This is a genomic window from Streptomyces bungoensis (genome assembly GCF_001514215.1).
Lineage (GTDB): Bacteria > Actinomycetota > Actinomycetes > Streptomycetales > Streptomycetaceae > Streptomyces > Streptomyces bungoensis.
On sequence record NZ_KQ948862.1, the window covers coordinates 177,828 to 195,081 of the forward strand.

Annotated in this window: 15 protein-coding genes; 12 read left to right on the forward strand and 3 right to left on the reverse strand. The window is 72.0% G+C overall.

What is annotated here, in order from left to right; translation table 11 throughout:
• Nucleotides 1-455: 455 nt before the first annotated feature.
• The gene (locus tag AQJ66_RS23440; protein WP_061925750.1) at nt 456-1,907 is read right to left on the reverse strand and encodes a cytosine permease; all 1,452 of its coding nucleotides are present in this window, start codon (nt 1,905-1,907) and stop codon (nt 456-458) included.
• 172 nt (nt 1,908-2,079) lie between these two features.
• Here AQJ66_RS23440 and ftsY point away from each other — a divergent pair, with 172 nt between their 5' ends.
• Nucleotides 2,080-3,282: a signal recognition particle-docking protein FtsY gene (gene ftsY, locus AQJ66_RS23445; RefSeq protein ID WP_061925753.1), complete on the forward strand. Its 1,203-nt coding sequence runs from the start codon at nt 2,080-2,082 to the stop codon at nt 3,280-3,282.
• 165 nt (nt 3,283-3,447) lie between these two features.
• On the opposite strand, the gene AQJ66_RS23450 is transcribed toward ftsY, so the two are convergent.
• Entirely contained in the window at nt 3,448-4,107 is a 660-nt protein-coding gene (locus AQJ66_RS23450; protein WP_061925756.1) for a bifunctional DNA primase/polymerase, read from the reverse strand.
• A gap of 456 nt (nt 4,108-4,563) precedes the next feature.
• On the opposite strand from AQJ66_RS23450, the gene nsdA reads away from it, so the two are divergent.
• The 5 genes from nsdA to ffh all read left to right on the forward strand — a co-directional run bounded on the left by nsdA (nt 4,564) and on the right by ffh (nt 12,224).
• Entirely contained in the window at nt 4,564-6,042 is a 1,479-nt protein-coding gene (gene nsdA, locus AQJ66_RS23455; RefSeq protein WP_061925759.1) for a transcriptional repressor NsdA, read from the forward strand.
• A 343-nt stretch (nt 6,043-6,385) separates the two neighbouring features.
• Nucleotides 6,386-7,735 carry an ammonium transporter gene (locus AQJ66_RS23460; protein WP_061925763.1) on the forward strand — a complete coding sequence of 450 codons (1,350 nt, stop codon included), beginning with the start codon at nt 6,386-6,388 and terminating at the stop codon, nt 7,733-7,735.
• The gene (locus AQJ66_RS23465; RefSeq protein ID WP_039656487.1) at nt 7,732-8,070 is read left to right on the forward strand and encodes a P-II family nitrogen regulator; all 339 of its coding nucleotides are present in this window, start codon (nt 7,732-7,734) and stop codon (nt 8,068-8,070) included. Before AQJ66_RS23460 ends, AQJ66_RS23465 begins: the two co-directional genes overlap by 4 nt.
• Nucleotides 8,071-8,095: 25 nt before the next feature.
• Nucleotides 8,096-10,546, forward strand: coding sequence for a [protein-PII] uridylyltransferase (locus AQJ66_RS23470; RefSeq protein WP_061925766.1), 2,451 nt, complete (start codon nt 8,096-8,098; stop codon nt 10,544-10,546).
• A 121-nt stretch (nt 10,547-10,667) separates the two neighbouring features.
• Nucleotides 10,668-12,224, forward strand: a complete 1,557-nt coding sequence (ffh, locus tag AQJ66_RS23475; RefSeq protein ID WP_061925769.1) for a signal recognition particle protein — start codon at nt 10,668-10,670, stop codon at nt 12,222-12,224.
• 82 nt (nt 12,225-12,306) lie between these two features.
• Here ffh and AQJ66_RS23480 read toward each other — a convergent pair whose 3' ends face one another.
• The gene (locus AQJ66_RS23480; RefSeq protein ID WP_107119025.1) at nt 12,307-13,194 is read right to left on the reverse strand and encodes an SAM-dependent methyltransferase; all 888 of its coding nucleotides are present in this window, start codon (nt 13,192-13,194) and stop codon (nt 12,307-12,309) included.
• 521 nt (nt 13,195-13,715) lie between these two features.
• Between AQJ66_RS23480 and AQJ66_RS23485 the strand changes: the two genes are divergently transcribed.
• From AQJ66_RS23485 to rplS, 6 genes are all read left to right on the forward strand, one after another.
• Nucleotides 13,716-14,312: a hypothetical protein gene (locus AQJ66_RS23485; RefSeq protein WP_061925775.1), complete on the forward strand. Its 597-nt coding sequence runs from the start codon at nt 13,716-13,718 to the stop codon at nt 14,310-14,312.
• Nucleotides 14,313-14,615: 303 nt separating this feature from the next.
• Entirely contained in the window at nt 14,616-15,035 is a 420-nt protein-coding gene (rpsP, locus tag AQJ66_RS23490) for a 30S ribosomal protein S16 (RefSeq protein ID WP_061925778.1), read from the forward strand.
• A gap of 5 nt (nt 15,036-15,040) precedes the next feature.
• On the forward strand, nt 15,041-15,280 hold the full coding sequence (locus tag AQJ66_RS23495; RefSeq protein ID WP_005479813.1) for an RNA-binding protein: 240 nt from the start codon (nt 15,041-15,043) through the stop codon (nt 15,278-15,280).
• A gap of 84 nt (nt 15,281-15,364) precedes the next feature.
• Entirely contained in the window at nt 15,365-15,907 is a 543-nt protein-coding gene (gene rimM, locus AQJ66_RS23500) for a ribosome maturation factor RimM (protein ID WP_061925780.1), read from the forward strand.
• Entirely contained in the window at nt 15,907-16,740 is an 834-nt protein-coding gene (gene trmD / locus AQJ66_RS23505) for a tRNA (guanosine(37)-N1)-methyltransferase TrmD (RefSeq protein ID WP_061925783.1), read from the forward strand. The genes rimM and trmD overlap by 1 nt, the downstream gene beginning before the upstream one ends.
• 135 nt (nt 16,741-16,875) lie before the next feature.
• Nucleotides 16,876-17,226, forward strand: coding sequence for a 50S ribosomal protein L19 (gene rplS, locus AQJ66_RS23510; RefSeq protein WP_061925786.1), 351 nt, complete (start codon nt 16,876-16,878; stop codon nt 17,224-17,226).
• Nucleotides 17,227-17,254: the final 28 nt, after the last annotated feature.

Sequence of the window (17,254 nt, forward strand, 5' to 3'; positions counted from 1 at the left end):
GACGGGCCAAGTCCCCGCTGCCCCTCTCCTCGTACCCGCCGCCGCCCCCGCCCGGCCACTGCCCGGGCCGGGGGCGGCGGTCTGTCTTCTGCCCCCCTTTGAGTCCCCGAGGGCCGGCAGCACTCGCTGTGCGAGCAGCCTGAAGCTTCGCCACCCTTACTCCACCGGCATGCGGATGCGGGACGGGGCTGCCCGGGCGCGTCCCCGGCGCCGTGCACCGCTCCGGCGTGAGGAGGCGGTACCCGGATGCCGCGCTCGCCGGCGTACCCGGCCCTCTACAGGGCGGCCCGGTGGCGGGCGGAGAGCCCGGCGGGTCCGGCGCCGGGCGTGAGGAGGCTGACGCCGTACGTCCCTGACGGACAGCCGACGTCCCCCTCCGACGCGCACGCGAGGCGACGCGACGGAGAGGGACGTCGGCTGAGGGGGAGCCGGATGGTCATGGGCACGAGCGCGGTTCAGACGCCCACGACGGCGGGTTCCTCGACGCGCTCACGGGCCGGCCGCTCACGGACCACCGCCGGCTTGGGCAGCACCGCGTACAGCGCGCCCGAGATCAGAACCGTCGCCACCCAGCCGAGGCCGTACTCCCCGACCACGTTGTTCTTCGCCAGCGGCCCCGTGAACCAGTCCGACGTGGTGAACATCAGCCCCGAGACCAGGCCCGCGGCCCACGCGGCGACGGCGGCGGGGGAGAAGCCGCCCCGGTACCAGTAGGCGCTGGTGCGGGTGGTGTCGGTCATCGCCTCGCCGTCGTACTCCGTCCTGCGCAGCATGTCCGCGCCGAACACGCCGACCCAGGCGGAGAAGGCGACCGCCAGCAGGGAGAGGAAGGCGATGAAGGAGCCCATGAAGCTCGTCGCCACCAGCATCAGCACCCCGCCGAGCGCCAGCGAGATCACGGCGTTCACCGAGACCGCCCAGTGCCGCGGCACCCGGAAGCCGAGGGTCTGCGCGGTGAAGCCCGCCGAGTACATGGACATCGCGTTGATCAGCAGCATGCCGATCAGTGCGATGAACAGGTACGGCACCGCGATCCACGTCGGCAGGATCTCGCCCAGGAAGGACACCGGGTCGGTCGCCGAGGCCAGGTCCGGCGTGGAGACCGCCATCACCGCGCCCATCAGGACCATCGGCAGGACGACGACACCGGCGCCGCCCACCGCCGTGCCCACGATCGCCCTGGAGGACGCCGTGCGGGGCAGGTAGCGGGTGAAGTCCGGCGCGGACGGGATCCAGCTGACGCCGCCCGCCGCGATCATGCCGATCCCGGTGATCACCGAGGCCGTCGAGCCGGCGCCGTGGTGCGCCACCCGCGACCAGTCGGTGTTCGCCACCAGGTAGCCCAGGACCAGCACCGAGAACAGACCGAAGAGACAGGTCGCGTACGTGTTGCACCGCTGCACGGCGTTGATGCCGAGCCCGGAGATCGCGAAGGTCGCCACGACGAACACCAGCAGCGTCGCCAGGTCCAGCACGCCGCCGGCCTTCAGGCCGAACACGATGTCCAGGATGGTGAGCATCGCGTAGGCGCCGGTCACCGCGTTGATCGTCTCCCAGCCCCAGCGCGCGACCCAGATCAGCGAACCGGGCAGCAGGTTGCCGCGCTGGCCGAACACCGCCCGCGACAGCGCCATGCCGGGCGCCCCGCCGCGCTTGCCCGCGATGCCGACCAGCCCGACCAGGCCGTACGACACGGCCGGCGCGGCCACCGCGACGACGAGCGCCTGCCAGATGTTCAGGTGGTACGCCACGACCAGGCTCGCGCCCATGGTCAGCAGCAGCACGCTGATGTTGGCGCCGACCCAGGTCGGGAACAGCTGCCGGGTCCTCGCGGTCCGCTCGTGTTCCGGGACCTGCTCGATGCCGCGGGTCTCGAGGGCGCCTTCGGTCTCGACGGTTTCGCTCATGAATAAGGGAGGCCAGACGTGGGGGGAGGGGAACGTTCGGGACTCTACGCGCGTGGATGGAGCCCCCCACCATCGTACTTTGGTCCGAGTCCTGATGATAAGTGGCCTTTGTCTCTCAGAGGAAGCCACAAACCGGCTCACGCGCTGCCCCATGGCCGATACTGGTCGGGTTATGGAAACCGTCATCCTTGCTGTAGTCATCGCCGTGGTCGTGCTCGCGGCGCTCGGCGGGCTGCTGGTGGGCACCACACGGCGCAGGAAGCCGCTGCCCCCGCCGCCCCCCAAGGCGCCCGACATCACCGCGCCCCCGGCCGAGCCGCACGTCGGCGAAGAGGCCGAGACGCCGCGCGACGAACCGCGCCGGACGATCGAGGAGGTGGATCTCCCGGGCGGCCCCGCGGTCGTCATCGAGGAGCCCCCCGTGGTCGAGGCTCCCGCGATCGAGATCCCGGAGCCCACCGCAGGCCGGCTGGTCCGGCTGCGCGCCCGCCTGTCCCGTTCCCAGAACGCCCTCGGCCAGGGCCTGCTCACGCTGCTGTCGCGCGAGCACCTGGACGAGGAGACGTGGGAGGAGGTCGAGGACACCCTGCTCACCGCCGACGTCGGTGTGCTGCCCACCCAGGAGCTGGTCGAGCGGCTGCGGGAGCGGGTGAAGGTGCTCGGCACCCGCACGCCCCAGGAGCTGCGCGGCCTGCTGCGCGAGGAACTGCTCAAGCTCATCGGCACCGACGTCGACCGCACGGTGAAAACCGAGCCCGCGGACCGCAAGCCGGGCATCGTGATGGTCGTCGGCGTCAACGGCACCGGCAAGACCACCACCACCGGCAAGCTCGCCCGGGTGCTGGTCGCCGACGGCCGCACCGTCGTCCTCGGCGCCGCCGACACCTTCCGTGCCGCCGCCGCCGACCAGCTGCAGACCTGGGGCGAGCGGGTCGGCGCCTACACCGTGCGCGGTCCGGAGGCCGGCGACCCCGCCTCCGTTGCCTTCGACGCGGTCAAGGAAGGCAAGGAGATGGGGGTCGACGTCGTCCTCATCGACACCGCCGGCCGGCTGCACACCAAGACCGGCCTCATGGACGAGCTCGGCAAGGTCAAGCGCGTGGTGGAGAAGCACGCGCCGCTGGACGAGGTGCTGCTCGTCCTCGACGCCACCACCGGCCAGAACGGCCTGGTGCAGGCGCGGGTCTTCGCCGAGGTCGTGGACATCAGCGGTATCGTGCTGACCAAGCTGGACGGCACGGCCAAGGGCGGCATCGTGATCGCGGTCCAGCGCGAGCTGGGCGTGCCGGTCAAGCTGGTCGGGCTCGGCGAGGGCGCGGACGACCTGGCGCCGTTCGAGCCGGAGGCGTTCGTGGACGCCCTGATCGGCGAGTGACGAACGGCCGCCGGCCCTGGTACGAGGTGAGAAGCGCCCGCTCCGGACACACCGGGGCCGGGCGCCTCGCTTTGTCCGGACGGCGTCACACTCCCCCGCGCGAGCGCGGGGGAGTGTGGGCGAGGCGCCGCGGAGCAGACGGGAAGGGCCGGACGGGGCAGGTCCTTAAGCCCGTGCCCCCGACCGGTGCGCCACGAACGCCAGCGTGCCCAGCAGCAGCCGGGCCGCCGGCGGCCTCGCCGAGTCCAGGGCCGGCGGGCGCAGCCAGCGCACCGGGCCGAGGCCGCCCCGGTCGGAGGGCGGGGCGGTGATGAACGTGCCCGAGCCGAGACCGCGCAGGTCCAGCGCGGACGGGTCGTCCCAGCCCGTCCGGTACAGCAGCCGGGGCAGGTCGGCGGCGGCGCCCGGGGCGACGAAGAACTGCGCGCGGCCGTCCGGGGTCGCGGCGACCGGGCCGAGGGGCAGGCCCATGCGCTCCAGCCGGACCAGGGCCCGGCGCCCGGCGGCCTCGGCGACCTCGATCACGTCGAACGCCCGGCCCACGGGCAGCATCACGGACGCGCCCGGGAACCGGGCCCAGGCCCGGGTCACCTCGTCGAGCGTGGCCCCGGCCGGCACCCGCGGCGCGAAACCGAGCGGGTGCGCGCCCGGCGCCGGGCAGTCGGCGCGCCCGCAGGAGCACGCTCCCGCGGCGGCCCGGGCACCCGGCACCACGTCCCAGCCCCACAGCCCGGTGAACTCGGCGACGGTGGTGCAGTCGGACGACCGGCCGCGCCGACGCGTGCCGGAGCGGATCTCGCGAATGCCGCCGATCGTGAAGCCCATGCCCCCTCCAACGGGTCCTGCGCGCCGGTGGTTACGCCGCGGAACGAAGCGGAAGCGGAACGTGACGCTACGACTCCGGTTCCCCGTCTCCCGTGGGATCAGGGCGGCGCCTTGCAGCGCCACGGGTGGTACACGGGCTGTCGTGCGCCCCTTCGCGCCTCACTCCGCCTACTTCCGGCTGTCCTATGTCAAGTGAATCGCGTAGGTGCCACCGGGAGTTCATTCGAAGGGGTGGCGAATGGTGGCGTTTACGGGATAGCCGTGGCTGGACGGGTGATCGTAGGACTACTGTGAGTGTGCGAGCACTGAGGGCACATGCAGCTGTGAGTATGCCGGGGGCAAGTCGTCAGCTCGTTCGAAGGGTGAGAACCGGCGGACGGGAAGCCCTATTTACCGGCATTCTGATAGGGCTTGGCGCACTCGGCGACAAGTGGTCTCAGGGATGGGGGCGTTCCAGTGGGCGGCAACGGCGGTAGTGGGACGAACGCTGACAAGCGCCCCAACGAGCTGCTCGGATCGTGGTTCGTGCGCAGCGGCTGGTCGAAGGGCGAGCTGGCCCGCCAGGTCAACCGCAGAGCACGCCAGCTGGGCGCCAACCACATCTCCACCGACACCTCCCGTGTCCGCCGCTGGCTGGACGGGGAGAACCCGCGCGAGCCGATCCCGCGGATCCTCTCCGAGCTGTTCTCCGAGCGCTTCGGCTGCGTCGTGTCCGTCGAGGACCTCGGACTGCGCGCCGCCCGCCAGTCACCCTCCGCGTCCGGTGTCGACCTGCCCTGGACGGGCCCGCAGACGGTGGCTCTGCTCAGCGAGTTCTCGCGCAGCGACCTGATGCTGGCGCGGCGCGGCTTCCTCGGAACCTCGCTGGCCCTGTCCGCGGGCCCGTCCCTCATCGAGCCCATGCAGCGCTGGCTCGTGCCCACCCCGGCCTCCCCGGTCCCCGCCGAGCCCGGGCCCGTCCTCGACGCGCGCAGGCCCGGCCGGCTCTCCAAGCCCGAGATGGACCTCCTGGAGTCCACCACCCGGATGTTCCGCCAGTGGGACGCCCAGTGCGGCGGCGGCCTGCGCCGCAAGGCGGTCGTCGGCCAGCTGCACGAGGTCACCGACCTGCTCCAGGAACCCCAGCCCGAGGCCACCACCCGGAAGCTCTTCAAGGTCGCCGCCGAGCTCGCCGAGCTCGCCGGCTGGATGTCGTACGACGTCGGACTCCAGCCCACCGCGCAGAAGTACTTCGTCCTCGCCCTGCACGCGGCCAAGGAGGCCGGCGACAAGCCGCTCGGCTCCTATGTCCTGTCCAGCATGAGCCGCCAGATGATCCACCTCGGCCGGCCCGACGACGCGCTGGAGCTGATCCACCTCGCGCAGTACGGCAGCCGGGACTGCGCCGGCCCCCGTGTCCAGTCCATGCTGTATGCGATGGAGGCCCGCGCCTACGCCAACATGGGCCAGCCCGGCCGGTGCAAGCGGGCGGTGCGGATGGCCGAGGACACCTTCGCCGAGGCCGACGAGTGGGACGAGCCGGATCCCGACTGGATCCGCTTCTTCTCCGAGGCCGAGCTGTTCGCGGAGAACTCCCACTCCTACCGCGACCTGGCCTACGTGGCCGGCCGCAGCCCCACCTACGCCTCCCTGGCCCAGCCGCTGATGGAGCGGGCCGTGGACCTGTTCGCGGACGACCACGAGCACCAGCGGTCGTACGCGCTGAACCTCGTCGGCATGGCCACCGTGCACCTGCTGCGGCGCGAGCCCGAGTGCAGCGCGGACTACGCCTTCCAGGCCATGGGCATCGCCAAGAAGGTGCGCTCCGAGCGGGTGAACACCCGCATCCGCAAGACGGTCGCCACGGCCGTCCGCGACTTCGGCGAGCTGTCCGCCGTCGTCGACCTCTCCGAGCAGCTCGCCGTCGACCTGCCCGAGACCGCCGAGGCGGTCTGACCACCGAGGCGCCCCACACCCCGGCCGCGGCCGGCCCTCCAGAACAGCCCGACTCGGCTCCCCCGTGCCAGGTCACCGGAGAGGCCCGCCGCGGCCGGTTTCCGTTCCCGCGCCGATCCCTCCGAGAAGGTTGCGCCACGATAACGATCGGCGTGCCCGGTATCAGGCAGTTCATGGACGCGTAACACGCCAGTCGCCTTCGTCACCCCGGCGAAACAACGAGGGGCTTCCACCGAAACCGCGCTGCGCCAGTCTCATGGCGCATAACCGGCCCACCCCTCACCCGACCGGACCGCACAGGCACCGCCCGCACGGGGCCGTACCAACCGACGAGGAGACGCCGATGGCACCAGCCATCATGCTTGCCGCGGAGGCACCCAAGCTGTCCTCCGCGAACACAGGCTTCATGCTCATCTGTTCCGCCCTGGTGCTGCTCATGACCCCGGGTCTCGCCTTCTTCTACGGGGGCATGGTCCGGGTCAAGAGCACCCTCAACATGCTGATGATGAGCTTCATCAGCATGGGGATCATCACCATCCTCTGGGTCCTCTACGGCTTCTCCCTCGCCTTCGGCACCGGCTCCGGCCTGCTGGGCTGGAACAAGGACTGGCTCGGCCTCAGCAACATCGGCCTGACGGAGCTCTGGGACGGCTACAACATCCCGATCTTCGTCTTCATGGTCTTCCAGATGATGTTCGCGATCATCACCCCGGCCCTGATAAGCGGCGCCCTCGCGGACCGCGTCAAGTTCTCGGCCTGGTCGCTGTTCGTCGTCCTGTGGGCCACGATCGTCTACGTCCCGGTCGCCCACTGGGTCTGGGGCGCCGACGGCTGGGCCTACAAGCTCGGCGTGATCGACTTCGCCGGCGGCACGGCGGTCCACATCAACGCCGGTGCCGGCGCCCTCGGCGTCATCCTGGTCATCGGCAAGCGCGTCGGCTTCAAGAAGGACCCGATGCGCCCGCACAGCCTCCCGCTGGTCATGCTCGGTGCCGGTCTGCTGTGGTTCGGCTGGTTCGGCTTCAACGCCGGCTCCTGGCTCGGCAACGACGACGGCGTCGGCGCGCTGATGTTCGTCAACACCCAGGTCGCCACCGCCGCCGCCATGCTGGCCTGGCTCGCCTACGAGAAGATCCGCCACGGCGCGTTCACCACGCTGGGCGCCGCCTCCGGCGCGGTCGCCGGTCTCGTCGCCATCACCCCCTCCGGCGGCGCGGTCTCCCCGCTCGGCGCGATCGCCGTGGGCGCCATCGCCGGTGTCGCCTGCGCCGCGGCCGTCGGCCTGAAGTTCCGGTTCGGCTACGACGACTCGCTCGACGTCGTCGGCGTCCACATGGTCGGCGGCATCATCGGCTCCCTGCTGATCGGCTTCTTCGCCACCGGCAAGGGCCAGTCCGCCGCCACCGGCGTCTTCTACGGCGACCACACGTGGACCCAGCTGTGGAAGCAGTGCGCCGGTGTCGGCGCCGTCCTCGCCTACTCCCTGGTCGTCTCCGCGGTCCTCGCCTTCCTGCTGGACAAGACCATGGGCATGCGGGTCACCGAGGACGAGGAGGTCTCCGGCATCGACCAGGCCGAGCACGCCGAGAGCGCCTACGACTTCAGCGGTACCGGTGGCGGTGTCATCGGCTCCGCCGCTCCCGCCCCCGGCCCGGCCCTGGCCGCCACGCACTCCAAGAAGGTGGACGCATGAAGCTCATCACCGCCGTCGTGAAGCCGCACCGGCTGGACGAGATCAAGGAGGCCCTGCAGGCCTTCGGCGTCCACGGGCTGACGGTCACCGAGGCGAGCGGATACGGTCGTCAGCGGGGCCACACCGAGGTCTACCGCGGTGCCGAGTACACCGTCGACCTGGTCCCCAAGATCCGTATCGAGGTGCTCGCCGAGGACGACGACGCCGAGCAGCTGATCGAGGTCGTCGTCAAGGCGGCACGCACCGGCAAGATCGGCGACGGCAAGGTCTGGTCCCTGCCCGTCGAGACGGCCGTACGGGTCCGCACCGGCGAGCGCGGCCCCGACGCGCTCTGACCGGACCGAGGACAGGAGTCGCCGGGTGACGGGAACGAACGTGCAGAACGAAGCGGAACACTCGGGACCCAGCGGCTACGCGGCGGCCCGGCTGCGCCTCCTCACCGAGGGGGCGCGGTCCGGGCCGCCGCGCCGTGCCGCCCTCGCCGAGCTGACCGACGACTGGCTCGCCGGACTGTTCACGGCCGCGGCCGGCGAGGTGAAGGGCGCCTCGCTCGTCGCCGTCGGCGGCTACGGCCGCCGGGAGCTGTCCCCCCGCAGCGACCTCGACCTCCTGCTGCTGCACGACGGCGGCGACCCCGGAGCGGTCGCCGCCCTCGCCGACCGCATCTGGTACCCCGTGTGGGACCTCGGCCTGGCCCTCGACCACTCCGTGCGCACCCCGGCCGAGGCCCGCAAGACGGCCGGGGAGGACGTGAAGGTCCAGCTCGGCCTGCTCGACGCCCGCCACCTCGCCGGCGACCAGAGCCTGACCGCCGCCCTGCGCACGACCGTCCTGACCGACTGGCGCAACCAGGCACCCAGGCGCCTTCCCGAACTCCAGGAGCTGTGCGCCGAACGCGCCGCGCGCCAGGGCGAGCTGCAGTACCTGCTGGAACCCGACCTGAAGGAGGCCCGCGGCGGCCTCCGGGACGCCACCGCCCTGCGCGCCGTCGCCGCGTCCTGGCTGGCCGACGCCCCGCGCGAGGGCCTCGAGGACGCGCGCCGCCGCCTGCTCGACGTCCGGGACGCCCTCCACCTGGCCACCGGCCGGGCCACCGACCGGCTCGCCCTGCAGGAGCAGGACCAGGTGGCCGCCGAGCTGGGGCTGCTGGACGCCGACACCCTGCTGCGCCAAGTGTACGAAGCGGCCCGGGTCATCTCCTACGCCAGCGACGTCACCTGGCGCGAAGTGGGCCGCGTGCTGCGCTCGCGCGCCGTCCGTCCCCGTCTGCGCGCCATGCTGGGCGGCGGCAAACCCGGCGCCGAGCGCTCCCCGCTGGCCGAGGGCGTCGTGGAGCAGGACGGCGAGGTGGTGCTCGCCCGCGCCGCACGCCCCGAACGCGACCCCGTGCTCCCGCTCCGCGCGGCGGCCGCCGCCGCCCAGGCCGGCCTCCCGCTCTCCCTGCACGCCGTGCGCCGCATGGCGGCCACCGCCCGCCCGCTGTCCGTGCCCTGGCCCGCCGAGGCGCGCGAGCAACTGGTCACCCTCCTCGGCTCCGGCCGACCCACCGTCGACGTCTGGGAGGCCCTGGAGGCGGAAGGCCTGATCAGCCGCTTCCTGCCGGACTGGGAGCGGGTCCGCTGCCGCCCGCAGCGCAACGCCGTCCACCTCTGGACGGTCGACCGGCACCTGATCGAGACGGTGGTCCGCGCCTCCGAGTACACCCGCCGCGTCAGCCGCCCCGACCTGCTCCTCGTCGCCGCGCTGCTGCACGACATCGGCAAGGGATGGCCCGGCGACCACTCGGTGGCCGGCGAGATCATCGCCCGGGACGTGGCCACCCGCATCGGCTTCGACCGCGCCGACGTGACCGTGGTGTCCACCCTCGTACGGCACCACCTGCTGCTCATCGAGACGGCCACCCGGCGCGACCTGGAGGATCCCGCCACGGTCCGCTCGGTCGCCGAGGCGGTCGGCACCCCGGGCACCCTGGAACTGCTGCACGCCCTGACCGAGGCCGACGCGCTGGCCACCGGCCCGGCGGCCTGGTCCTCCTGGCGCGGCTCCCTCGTCGCCGACCTGGTACGGCGCGTGGCCGCCGTCCTCGCCGGCGACGCCCCCGCGGAACCCGAACCGGACGCGCCCACCGCCGCACAGGAACGCCTCGCCATCGAGGCCTTCCGCACCGGCAGCCCGGTCCTCGCGCTGCGCGCCCAGACCGAACCGGCCGCCGACGAGGACCCCGCCCGGGAGCCCGAGCCGCTCGGCGTCGAACTGCTCATCGCCGTACCCGACCAGCCGGGCGTGCTGCCCGCCGTCGCCGGCGTCCTCGCCGTGCACCGGCTGACCGTCCGCACCGCCGGACTGCGGGCCCTGCGCCTGCCCGACGACGTCGACGAGGGCTCGGTGCTCCTGCTGAACTGGCGCGTCGCCGCCGAGTACGGCGCCCTGCCCCAGGCCACCCGGCTGCGCGCCGACCTCGTCCGCGCCCTGGACGGCTCCCTGGACATCGCCGGCCGGCTCGCCGAACGCGACGCGGCCTACCCCCGCCGCCGCGGCCGCGTCGCCCCGCCGGCCCGGGTGACGGTGGCATCGGCGGCCTCCCGCCACGCCACGGTGATCGAGGTGCGCGCCCAGGACGCGCCCGGACTGCTGTACCGGATCGGGATGGCCCTGGAGAAGGCGGGCGTACGGGTGCGGAGCATGCACGTCAGCACGCTGGGCTCGAACGCGGTCGACGCCTTCTACGTCACCACGGGCACGGGGGCGCCGCTGCCGGAACCGGACGCGGCGTCGGTGGCACGGACGCTGGAGGAGACGCTGCGGGCGTGACGCCGCGGTCGCGCGTGCGCCCCCGTCCACCGCGTCCAGTGGGCGGGGGCGAATTGCTCGCCGGGCCGGATACCCTGGAGGGCAGCCCAAAACGACTCCGACTCCGAGGACCGACGCCACCGTGTTCGATACCCTCTCCGACCGCCTCAGCGCGACGTTCAAAAATCTCCGCGGCAAGGGCAGGTTGTCCGAGGCGGACATCGACGCCACGGCACGCGAGATCCGCATCGCGCTCCTCGAAGCCGACGTGGCCCTTCCTGTCGTCCGCACGTTCATCAAGAACGTCAAGGAGCGCGCGCTGGGGGCCGAGGTCTCCAAGGCCCTCAACCCCGCCCAGCAGGTCCTCAAGATCGTCAACGACGAGCTGGTGACCATCCTCGGCGGCGAGACCCGGCGCCTCAGGTTCGCCAAGCAGCCGCCGACCGTCATCATGCTGGCGGGTCTCCAGGGTGCCGGTAAGACCACCCTCGCGGGCAAGCTCGGCAAGTGGCTCAAGGACCAGGGCCACTCGCCGCTGCTCGTCGCCTGCGACCTGCAGCGCCCGAACGCCGTCAACCAGCTGAGCGTCGTCGCCGAGCGCGCCGGCGTCGCCGTGTACGCGCCGGAGCCCGGCAACGGCGTCGGCGACCCGGTGAAGGTCGCCCAGGACTCCATCGAGCACGCGCGGACCAAGGTCCACGACATCGTGATCGTGGACACCGCCGGCCGCCTCGGCATCGACGCCGAGATGATGCAGCAGGCCGCGGACATCCGGGACGCGGTCTCCCCGGACGAGATCCTGTTCGTCGTCGACGCGATGATCGGCCAGGACGCGGTCAACACCGCGGAGGCCTTCCGCGACGGCGTCGGCTTCGACGGCGTGGTGCTCTCCAAGCTCGACGGCGACGCCCGCGGTGGTGCGGCCCTGTCGATCCGGCAGATCACCGGCAAGCCGATCATGTTCGCCTCGAACGGCGAGAAGCTCGACGACTTCGACGCCTTCCACCCGGACCGGATGGCCTCCCGCATCCTCGACATGGGTGACCTGCTCACCCTGATCGAGCAGGCGGAGAAGACCTTCAGCCAGGAAGAGGCCGCCAAGATGGCCTCGAAGCTGGCGTCCAAGAAGGGCCAGGACTTCACCCTGGACGACTTCCTGGCCCAGATGGAGCAGGTCAGGAAGATGGGCTCCATCTCCAAGCTGCTCGGCATGCTTCCGGGCATGGGCCAGATCAAGGACCAGATCCAGAACATCGACGAGCGCGACGTCGACCGCACCGCGGCGATCATCAAGTCGATGACCCCGGGCGAGCGCCAGGACCCGACGATCATCAACGGCTCCCGCCGCGCCCGTATCGCCAAGGGCTCCGGCGTCGACGTCAGCGCGGTGAAGAACCTGGTCGAGCGGTTCTTCGAGGCCCGCAAGATGATGTCCCGGATGGCCCAGGGCGGCGGCATGCCGGGCATGCCGGGGATCCCGGGCATGGGCGGCGGCCCCGGCCGGCAGAAGAAGCAGCAGAAGAAGGCCAAGGGCAAGCAGCGCTCCGGCAACCCGATGAAGCGCAGGCAGCAGGAGCTGGAGGAGGCCCAGCGGCGCGAGGCGGCGGCTCAGGGCCAGGGCGCGGCCGCCTTCGGGCTGCCCCAGCAGGGCGGCCAGGAGTTCGAACTGCCCGACGAGTTCAAGAAGTTCATGGGCTGAGTCCCCGCGGATCCCCCTCGTGCGCGTGCCGGGGGCCGGTCGTCCTCGCGACCGGCCCCCGGCACACGCATGTCGGCCGCCCCTAGGGGACGCGGGCGATCAGGTAGCGGAAGACGTTCGGCATCCAGACGGTCCCGTCCGGGCGCCGGTAGGGGTGCAGGGCCTCCGTCAGCTCCTTGGCCACCTGCTTGCCGTCGGTGGCCGCGACGGCCCCGTCGAACAGGCCCGTCGACAGCAGGCCCCGCACGGCGCTGTCCAGGTCGGCGTAGCCGAACGGGCACGACACCCGGCCGGAGCCGTCGGGTTTCAGCCCCGCCCGCTGGGTGACCTCCTCCAGGTCGTCGCGCGCGGCCTGCCGGCAGCCGCCCGCGCCGCGTAAGGGATCGGCCAGTTTCGTCGCCACCCGCAGCACGGAGGAGGTGGCGCAGCGCTCCGGCGGCCCCCAGCCGGCCAGCACCACGGCCGTTCCCCGCGCGGTCAGCGGCAGCGCCTGGGCCAGCAGGTCGCCGAGTCCCTCGGAGTCGCCCGCCAGGCAGCCGATCGGCTCGAACACGGTCACCAGGGTGTACGCGGGTGTCCGCGCTCCCGCCGCCTCCGCGGGCGAGCCGTCCACGAGTTCCGCGCCCGCACGCAGGCCGGTGCCCGCACGCGCGCGCGTGCCGCGTGCCCCGGGCGGTGTGTCCGGCAGCAGGCGCTCGCGCGCGAGGTCGAGCCGTTCGCTGCAGGAGTCGACACCGGTGACCGCGGCCCCTCTGGAGGCCGCCATGAGCAGGGCGAGCCCGGAACCGCACCGCAGGCCCAGCAGCCGCGTGCCGGGGCCCACTTCCAATCGCTCGTAGACGGTCTCGTAGAGCGGTACCAGCATCCGCTCCTGGATCTCGGACCAGTCACGCGCGCGTGCGCACAGGTTCACACGGGGTGGTACGGACGCCGCGTGAGACAGGTGTTCCCGCACGAGCGTTGGTGTCATAGGTAAGCGCCCCAATCCGCCGGCCGTTCGCCAGTGCCCATCGCGTGGTCCCCGTGGCGTGCGTGCGCACGCTCCACGTATGCCAGGTAACTCCCGGCTCGCGATGCCGTCCAGGGGTCCAGGGGCCCGGCTTGGGGCCGGGGGGCGAGTGTGGCGAGATTTCACACCCCGGCAATCCGCCCGACCGTACGGTGGCCGCTCCCGGTCGGCCGGGGCGGTGACGGGCGGCGGAGCAGCGCGCGGTAACGTCACGACCGTCACGGACGCTGAACACGACGGAGCCTCCGTCCCAGAGCGACCGAAACGCGTCTTGCGCATCCGCCGGCCACCGCGGCCGCGGGTCCCGCGCGACGGGACGTACGTCAGACTACGCACCGGCTTGGTATGAGCTGCGAGGCTTCTCCGCAGATCAGCGCACCCGCCCTCGTCAGGACGCATCAGTGGCAACTGACGGGTACGTGCAAATTATTTGGGATGCCCCGGAATAGGAACACAGCGGCACCCACGCTCGTTGTCATTACGTGAGCACGACACAGACACCACCTGTTCTCGCCGCAGAGCTGGCGCAGGCGTGGGCCGACATCCAGCGGTACCACCCCGAGCTGCCCGACCTTGCCGCGCCGGAATCACTGATCGGGGAGTCGTCGTCCGCGTGCGGGCACGAACTCTCCTTCGAGCGGCTGCTCCACGAGGCAGTCCACGGCATCGCCGCCGCCCGCGGCGTCCGCGACACCTCCCGCGCCGGCCGCTACCACAACCGCCGCTTCCTCGCCATCGCCGAGGAGCTGGGCCTGGACCACCCCGAGGAGCCGCATCCCAGCAGCGGCTTCTCGCTGGTCACGCTCAACCCCGAGGCGAAGCGGCGCTACCGCCCGACCATCGAACGGCTGCAGCGCGCGCTGAAGGCGCACACGGCGGCCACCTCGTCCGACACCTCCCGCACCTTCCGCGGCCCGGCCGCCCGGCACGGCTCGTCCGGCGGCGGGGTCCGGGTGAAGGCGGTCTGCGACTGCGGCCGCAACGTCCGGGTGGTCCCCTCCGTCCTGGCCCAGGCACCGATCGTCTGCGGCGGCTGCGGCAAGCCGTTCCGCATCCCGGAGGTCGCGGGAGCGGCGTAGGCGCGAGGCGCGGAACACCGGCATCTCGTGGGTGCCGGTCCGCGGGCGCGGACGGCAACTTCACACAGCGCACCCGACGTGCGGTCACCTCCACGCCGGGTGCCGCTGCCCCCTGCCCGGCGCCGGAGCCGTACCGGCGGCCGAGAGCGACCCGCCCGTGTGGCACAATGGCTAGCTGTACTCGACAGCCGCACAGGACCCCTCTCTCCTCCGGCTGACGCGTCCGTCGGGCACTCGGGTACCGCAACCCCACGCGGCAGCTCGCCGTGCCCAACCACGTCAATTCCAGGAGAACCAACTCCCGTGGCAGTCAAGATCAAGCTGAAGCGTCTGGGCAAGATCCGTTCGCCTCACTACCGCATCGTCGTCGCCGACTCCCGTACCCGCCGTGACGGCCGGGCCATCGAGGAGATCGGCAAGTACCACCCGACGTACAACCCGTCGGTCATCGAGGTGGACGCCGAGCGTGTGGCGTACTGGCTGGGTGTCGGCGCGCAGCCGACCGAGCCCGTCCTCGCCATCCTGAAGAAGACCGGCGACTGGCAGAAGTTCAAGGGCGAGCCCGCCCCGGCTCCGCTGCTCGTCGCCGAGCCGAAGGCCACGCGTCCGTCGTTCGAGGCTCTCGGCGGTGACGACGAGGGCAAGGGTGAGGCGATCACCCAGAAGAAGAAGGCTGAGAAGAAGGACGAGGCCGCTGCCGAGTCCGAGTCGACCGAGGCCTGAGCAGCATGCTCGAAGAGGCGCTTGAGCACCTCGTGAAGGGCATCGTCGACAACCCTGACGATGTGCAGGTCGCCTCGCGCGACCTGCGCCGCGGGCGCGTGCTCGAGGTCCGGGTCCACCCCGACGACCTCGGCAAGGTGATCGGCCGCAACGGCCGCACCGCGCGCGCTCTGCGTACCGTCGTGGGCGCCATCGGCGGCCGCGGTGTCCGCGTCGACCTCGTCGACGTGGACCACGTCCGCTGACGCTTCATCGCAACCGGCTCGGGCCGGGGAGGGCCCTCACGGGCCGTCCCCGGCCCGCAGTCGTCTGACAGGAGACCAAGCACAGTGCAGCTCGTAGTCGCACGGATCGGCCGCGCCCACGGCATTAAGGGCGAGGTCACCGTGGAGGTACGCACCGACGAACCGGAGCTCAGGCTCGGGCCCGGCGCCGTACTCGCCACCGATCCCGCCGGCGTGGGACCGCTCACCATCGAGACGGGCCGCGTGCACAGCGGCCGCCTGCTCCTGCGCTTCGAGGGCGTCAAGGACCGCAACGCCGCCGAGGCCCTCCGCAACACCCTCCTGATCGCCGAGATCGACCCGGAGGAACTTCCCGAGGGTGAGGACGAGTACTACGACCACCAGCTCATGGACCTCGACGTGGTCACCGAGGACGGCACCGAGGTCGGCCGCATCACCGAGATCTCGCACCTGCCCTCCCAGGACCTGTTCATCGTCGAGCGCCCGGACGGCAGCGAGGTGATGGTCCCGTTCGTCGAGGAGATCGTCGTCGAGATCGACCTGGAGGAGCAGAAGGCCGTCATCGCGCCCCCGCCCGGCCTGATCGACGACCGCGCCGAGATCGCCTCCTCGCGGGACGAGTCGTGATGCGCCTCGACGTCGTCACGATCTTCCCCGAGTACCTGGAACCGCTGAACGTCTCGCTCGTCGGCAAGGCACGCGCGCGAGGACAGCTCGACGTGCGGGTGCACGATCTGCGGGCGTGGACCTACGACCGTCACCACACGGTCGACGACACCCCGTACGGCGGCGGCCCCGGCATGGTCATGAAGACCGAGCCCTGGGGCGACGCGCTGGACACGGTCCTCGCCGACGGCTACGAGAACGGCGCCCAGGCTCCCGCGCTCGTCGTCCCCACGCCCAGCGGCCGCCCCTTCACCCAGGAGCTGGCCGTCGAGCTGTCCGAGCGGCCCTGGCTGGTCTTCACGCCGGCCCGCTACGAGGGCATCGACCGGCGCGTCATGGACGAGTACGCCACCCGGATGCCGGTGTACGAGGTGTCCATCGGCGACTACGTGCTCGCCGGCGGCGAGGCGGCCGTCCTGGTGATCACGGAGGCCGTGGCCCGGCTGCTGCCCGGCGTCCTCGGCAACGCCGAGTCCCACCGGGACGACTCCTTCGCGCCCGGCGCCATGGCCAACCTCCTGGAGGGCCCCGTCTACACCAAGCCGCCCCTGTGGCGCGGCCGGGACATCCCGGACGTGCTGCTCAGCGGCCACCACGGCAGGATCGCCCGCTGGCGGCGCGACGAGGCGCTCAGGCGGACCACGGCCAACCGGCCCGACCTCGTCGAGCGCTGCGACCCCAAGGCCTTCGACAAGAAGGACCGCGAGATGCTCTCCATCCTGGGCTGGGAGCCGGACCCGGCGGGGGAGCCGTACGGCCGATTTTGGCGGCGGGCCGACGGCATGGAAGAATAGGCCGCTGCTGTGCGCCCGTCCGGCGTGCGCCCCTGCCACAGGGGGACACGACGCCCGCCGGGACACGCACGGCCGACCTCCCGTACACCTAGTTGCCGTTGATGACCTGTGGCATCAGCGAGGAAAGCAGACGAAATGTCTCACCTGCTCGACACCGTCGACTCCGCGTCGCTGCGCAGCGACATCCCGGCCTTCCGTCCGGGTGACACCGTCAACGTCCACGTGCGCGTCATCGAGGGCAACCGCTCCCGTGTGCAGCAGTTCAAGGGCGTCGTGATCCGCCGCCAGGGCTCCGGTGTCCGCGAGACCTTCACGGTCCGCAAGGTCTCGTTCTCCGTCGGCGTCGAGCGCACCTTCCCGGTGCACACCCCGATCGTCGAGAAGATCGAGCTGGTCACCCGTGGTGACGTGCGCCGCGCCAAGCTGTACTACCTCCGTGAGCTGCGCGGCAAGGCCGCCAAGATCAAGGAGAAGCGCGAGAGCTGAGCGCTTTCCCGGGTTCATGGGAGGGCCG

Excerpts from the sequence above, each read along its gene's own strand:
- ftsY (WP_061925753.1), top strand. The coding sequence starts at position 2,080 with ATGGAAACCGTCATCCTTGCTGTAGTCATCGCCGTGGTCGTGCTCGCG.
- AQJ66_RS23465 (WP_039656487.1), top strand. The coding sequence starts at position 7,732 with ATGAAGCTCATCACCGCCGTCGTGAAGCCGCACCGGCTGGACGAGATC.
- AQJ66_RS23480 (WP_107119025.1), bottom strand. The coding sequence starts at position 13,194 with ATGACACCAACGCTCGTGCGGGAACACCTGTCTCACGCGGCGTCCGTA.
- AQJ66_RS23450 (WP_061925756.1), bottom strand. The coding sequence starts at position 4,107 with ATGGGCTTCACGATCGGCGGCATTCGCGAGATCCGCTCCGGCACGCGT.
- rplS (WP_061925786.1), top strand. The coding sequence starts at position 16,876 with ATGTCTCACCTGCTCGACACCGTCGACTCCGCGTCGCTGCGCAGCGAC.
- AQJ66_RS23495 (WP_005479813.1), top strand. The coding sequence starts at position 15,041 with ATGCTCGAAGAGGCGCTTGAGCACCTCGTGAAGGGCATCGTCGACAAC.
- AQJ66_RS23460 (WP_061925763.1), top strand. The coding sequence starts at position 6,386 with ATGGCACCAGCCATCATGCTTGCCGCGGAGGCACCCAAGCTGTCCTCC.
- AQJ66_RS23440 (WP_061925750.1), bottom strand. The coding sequence starts at position 1,907 with ATGAGCGAAACCGTCGAGACCGAAGGCGCCCTCGAGACCCGCGGCATC.
- trmD (WP_061925783.1), top strand. The coding sequence starts at position 15,907 with ATGCGCCTCGACGTCGTCACGATCTTCCCCGAGTACCTGGAACCGCTG.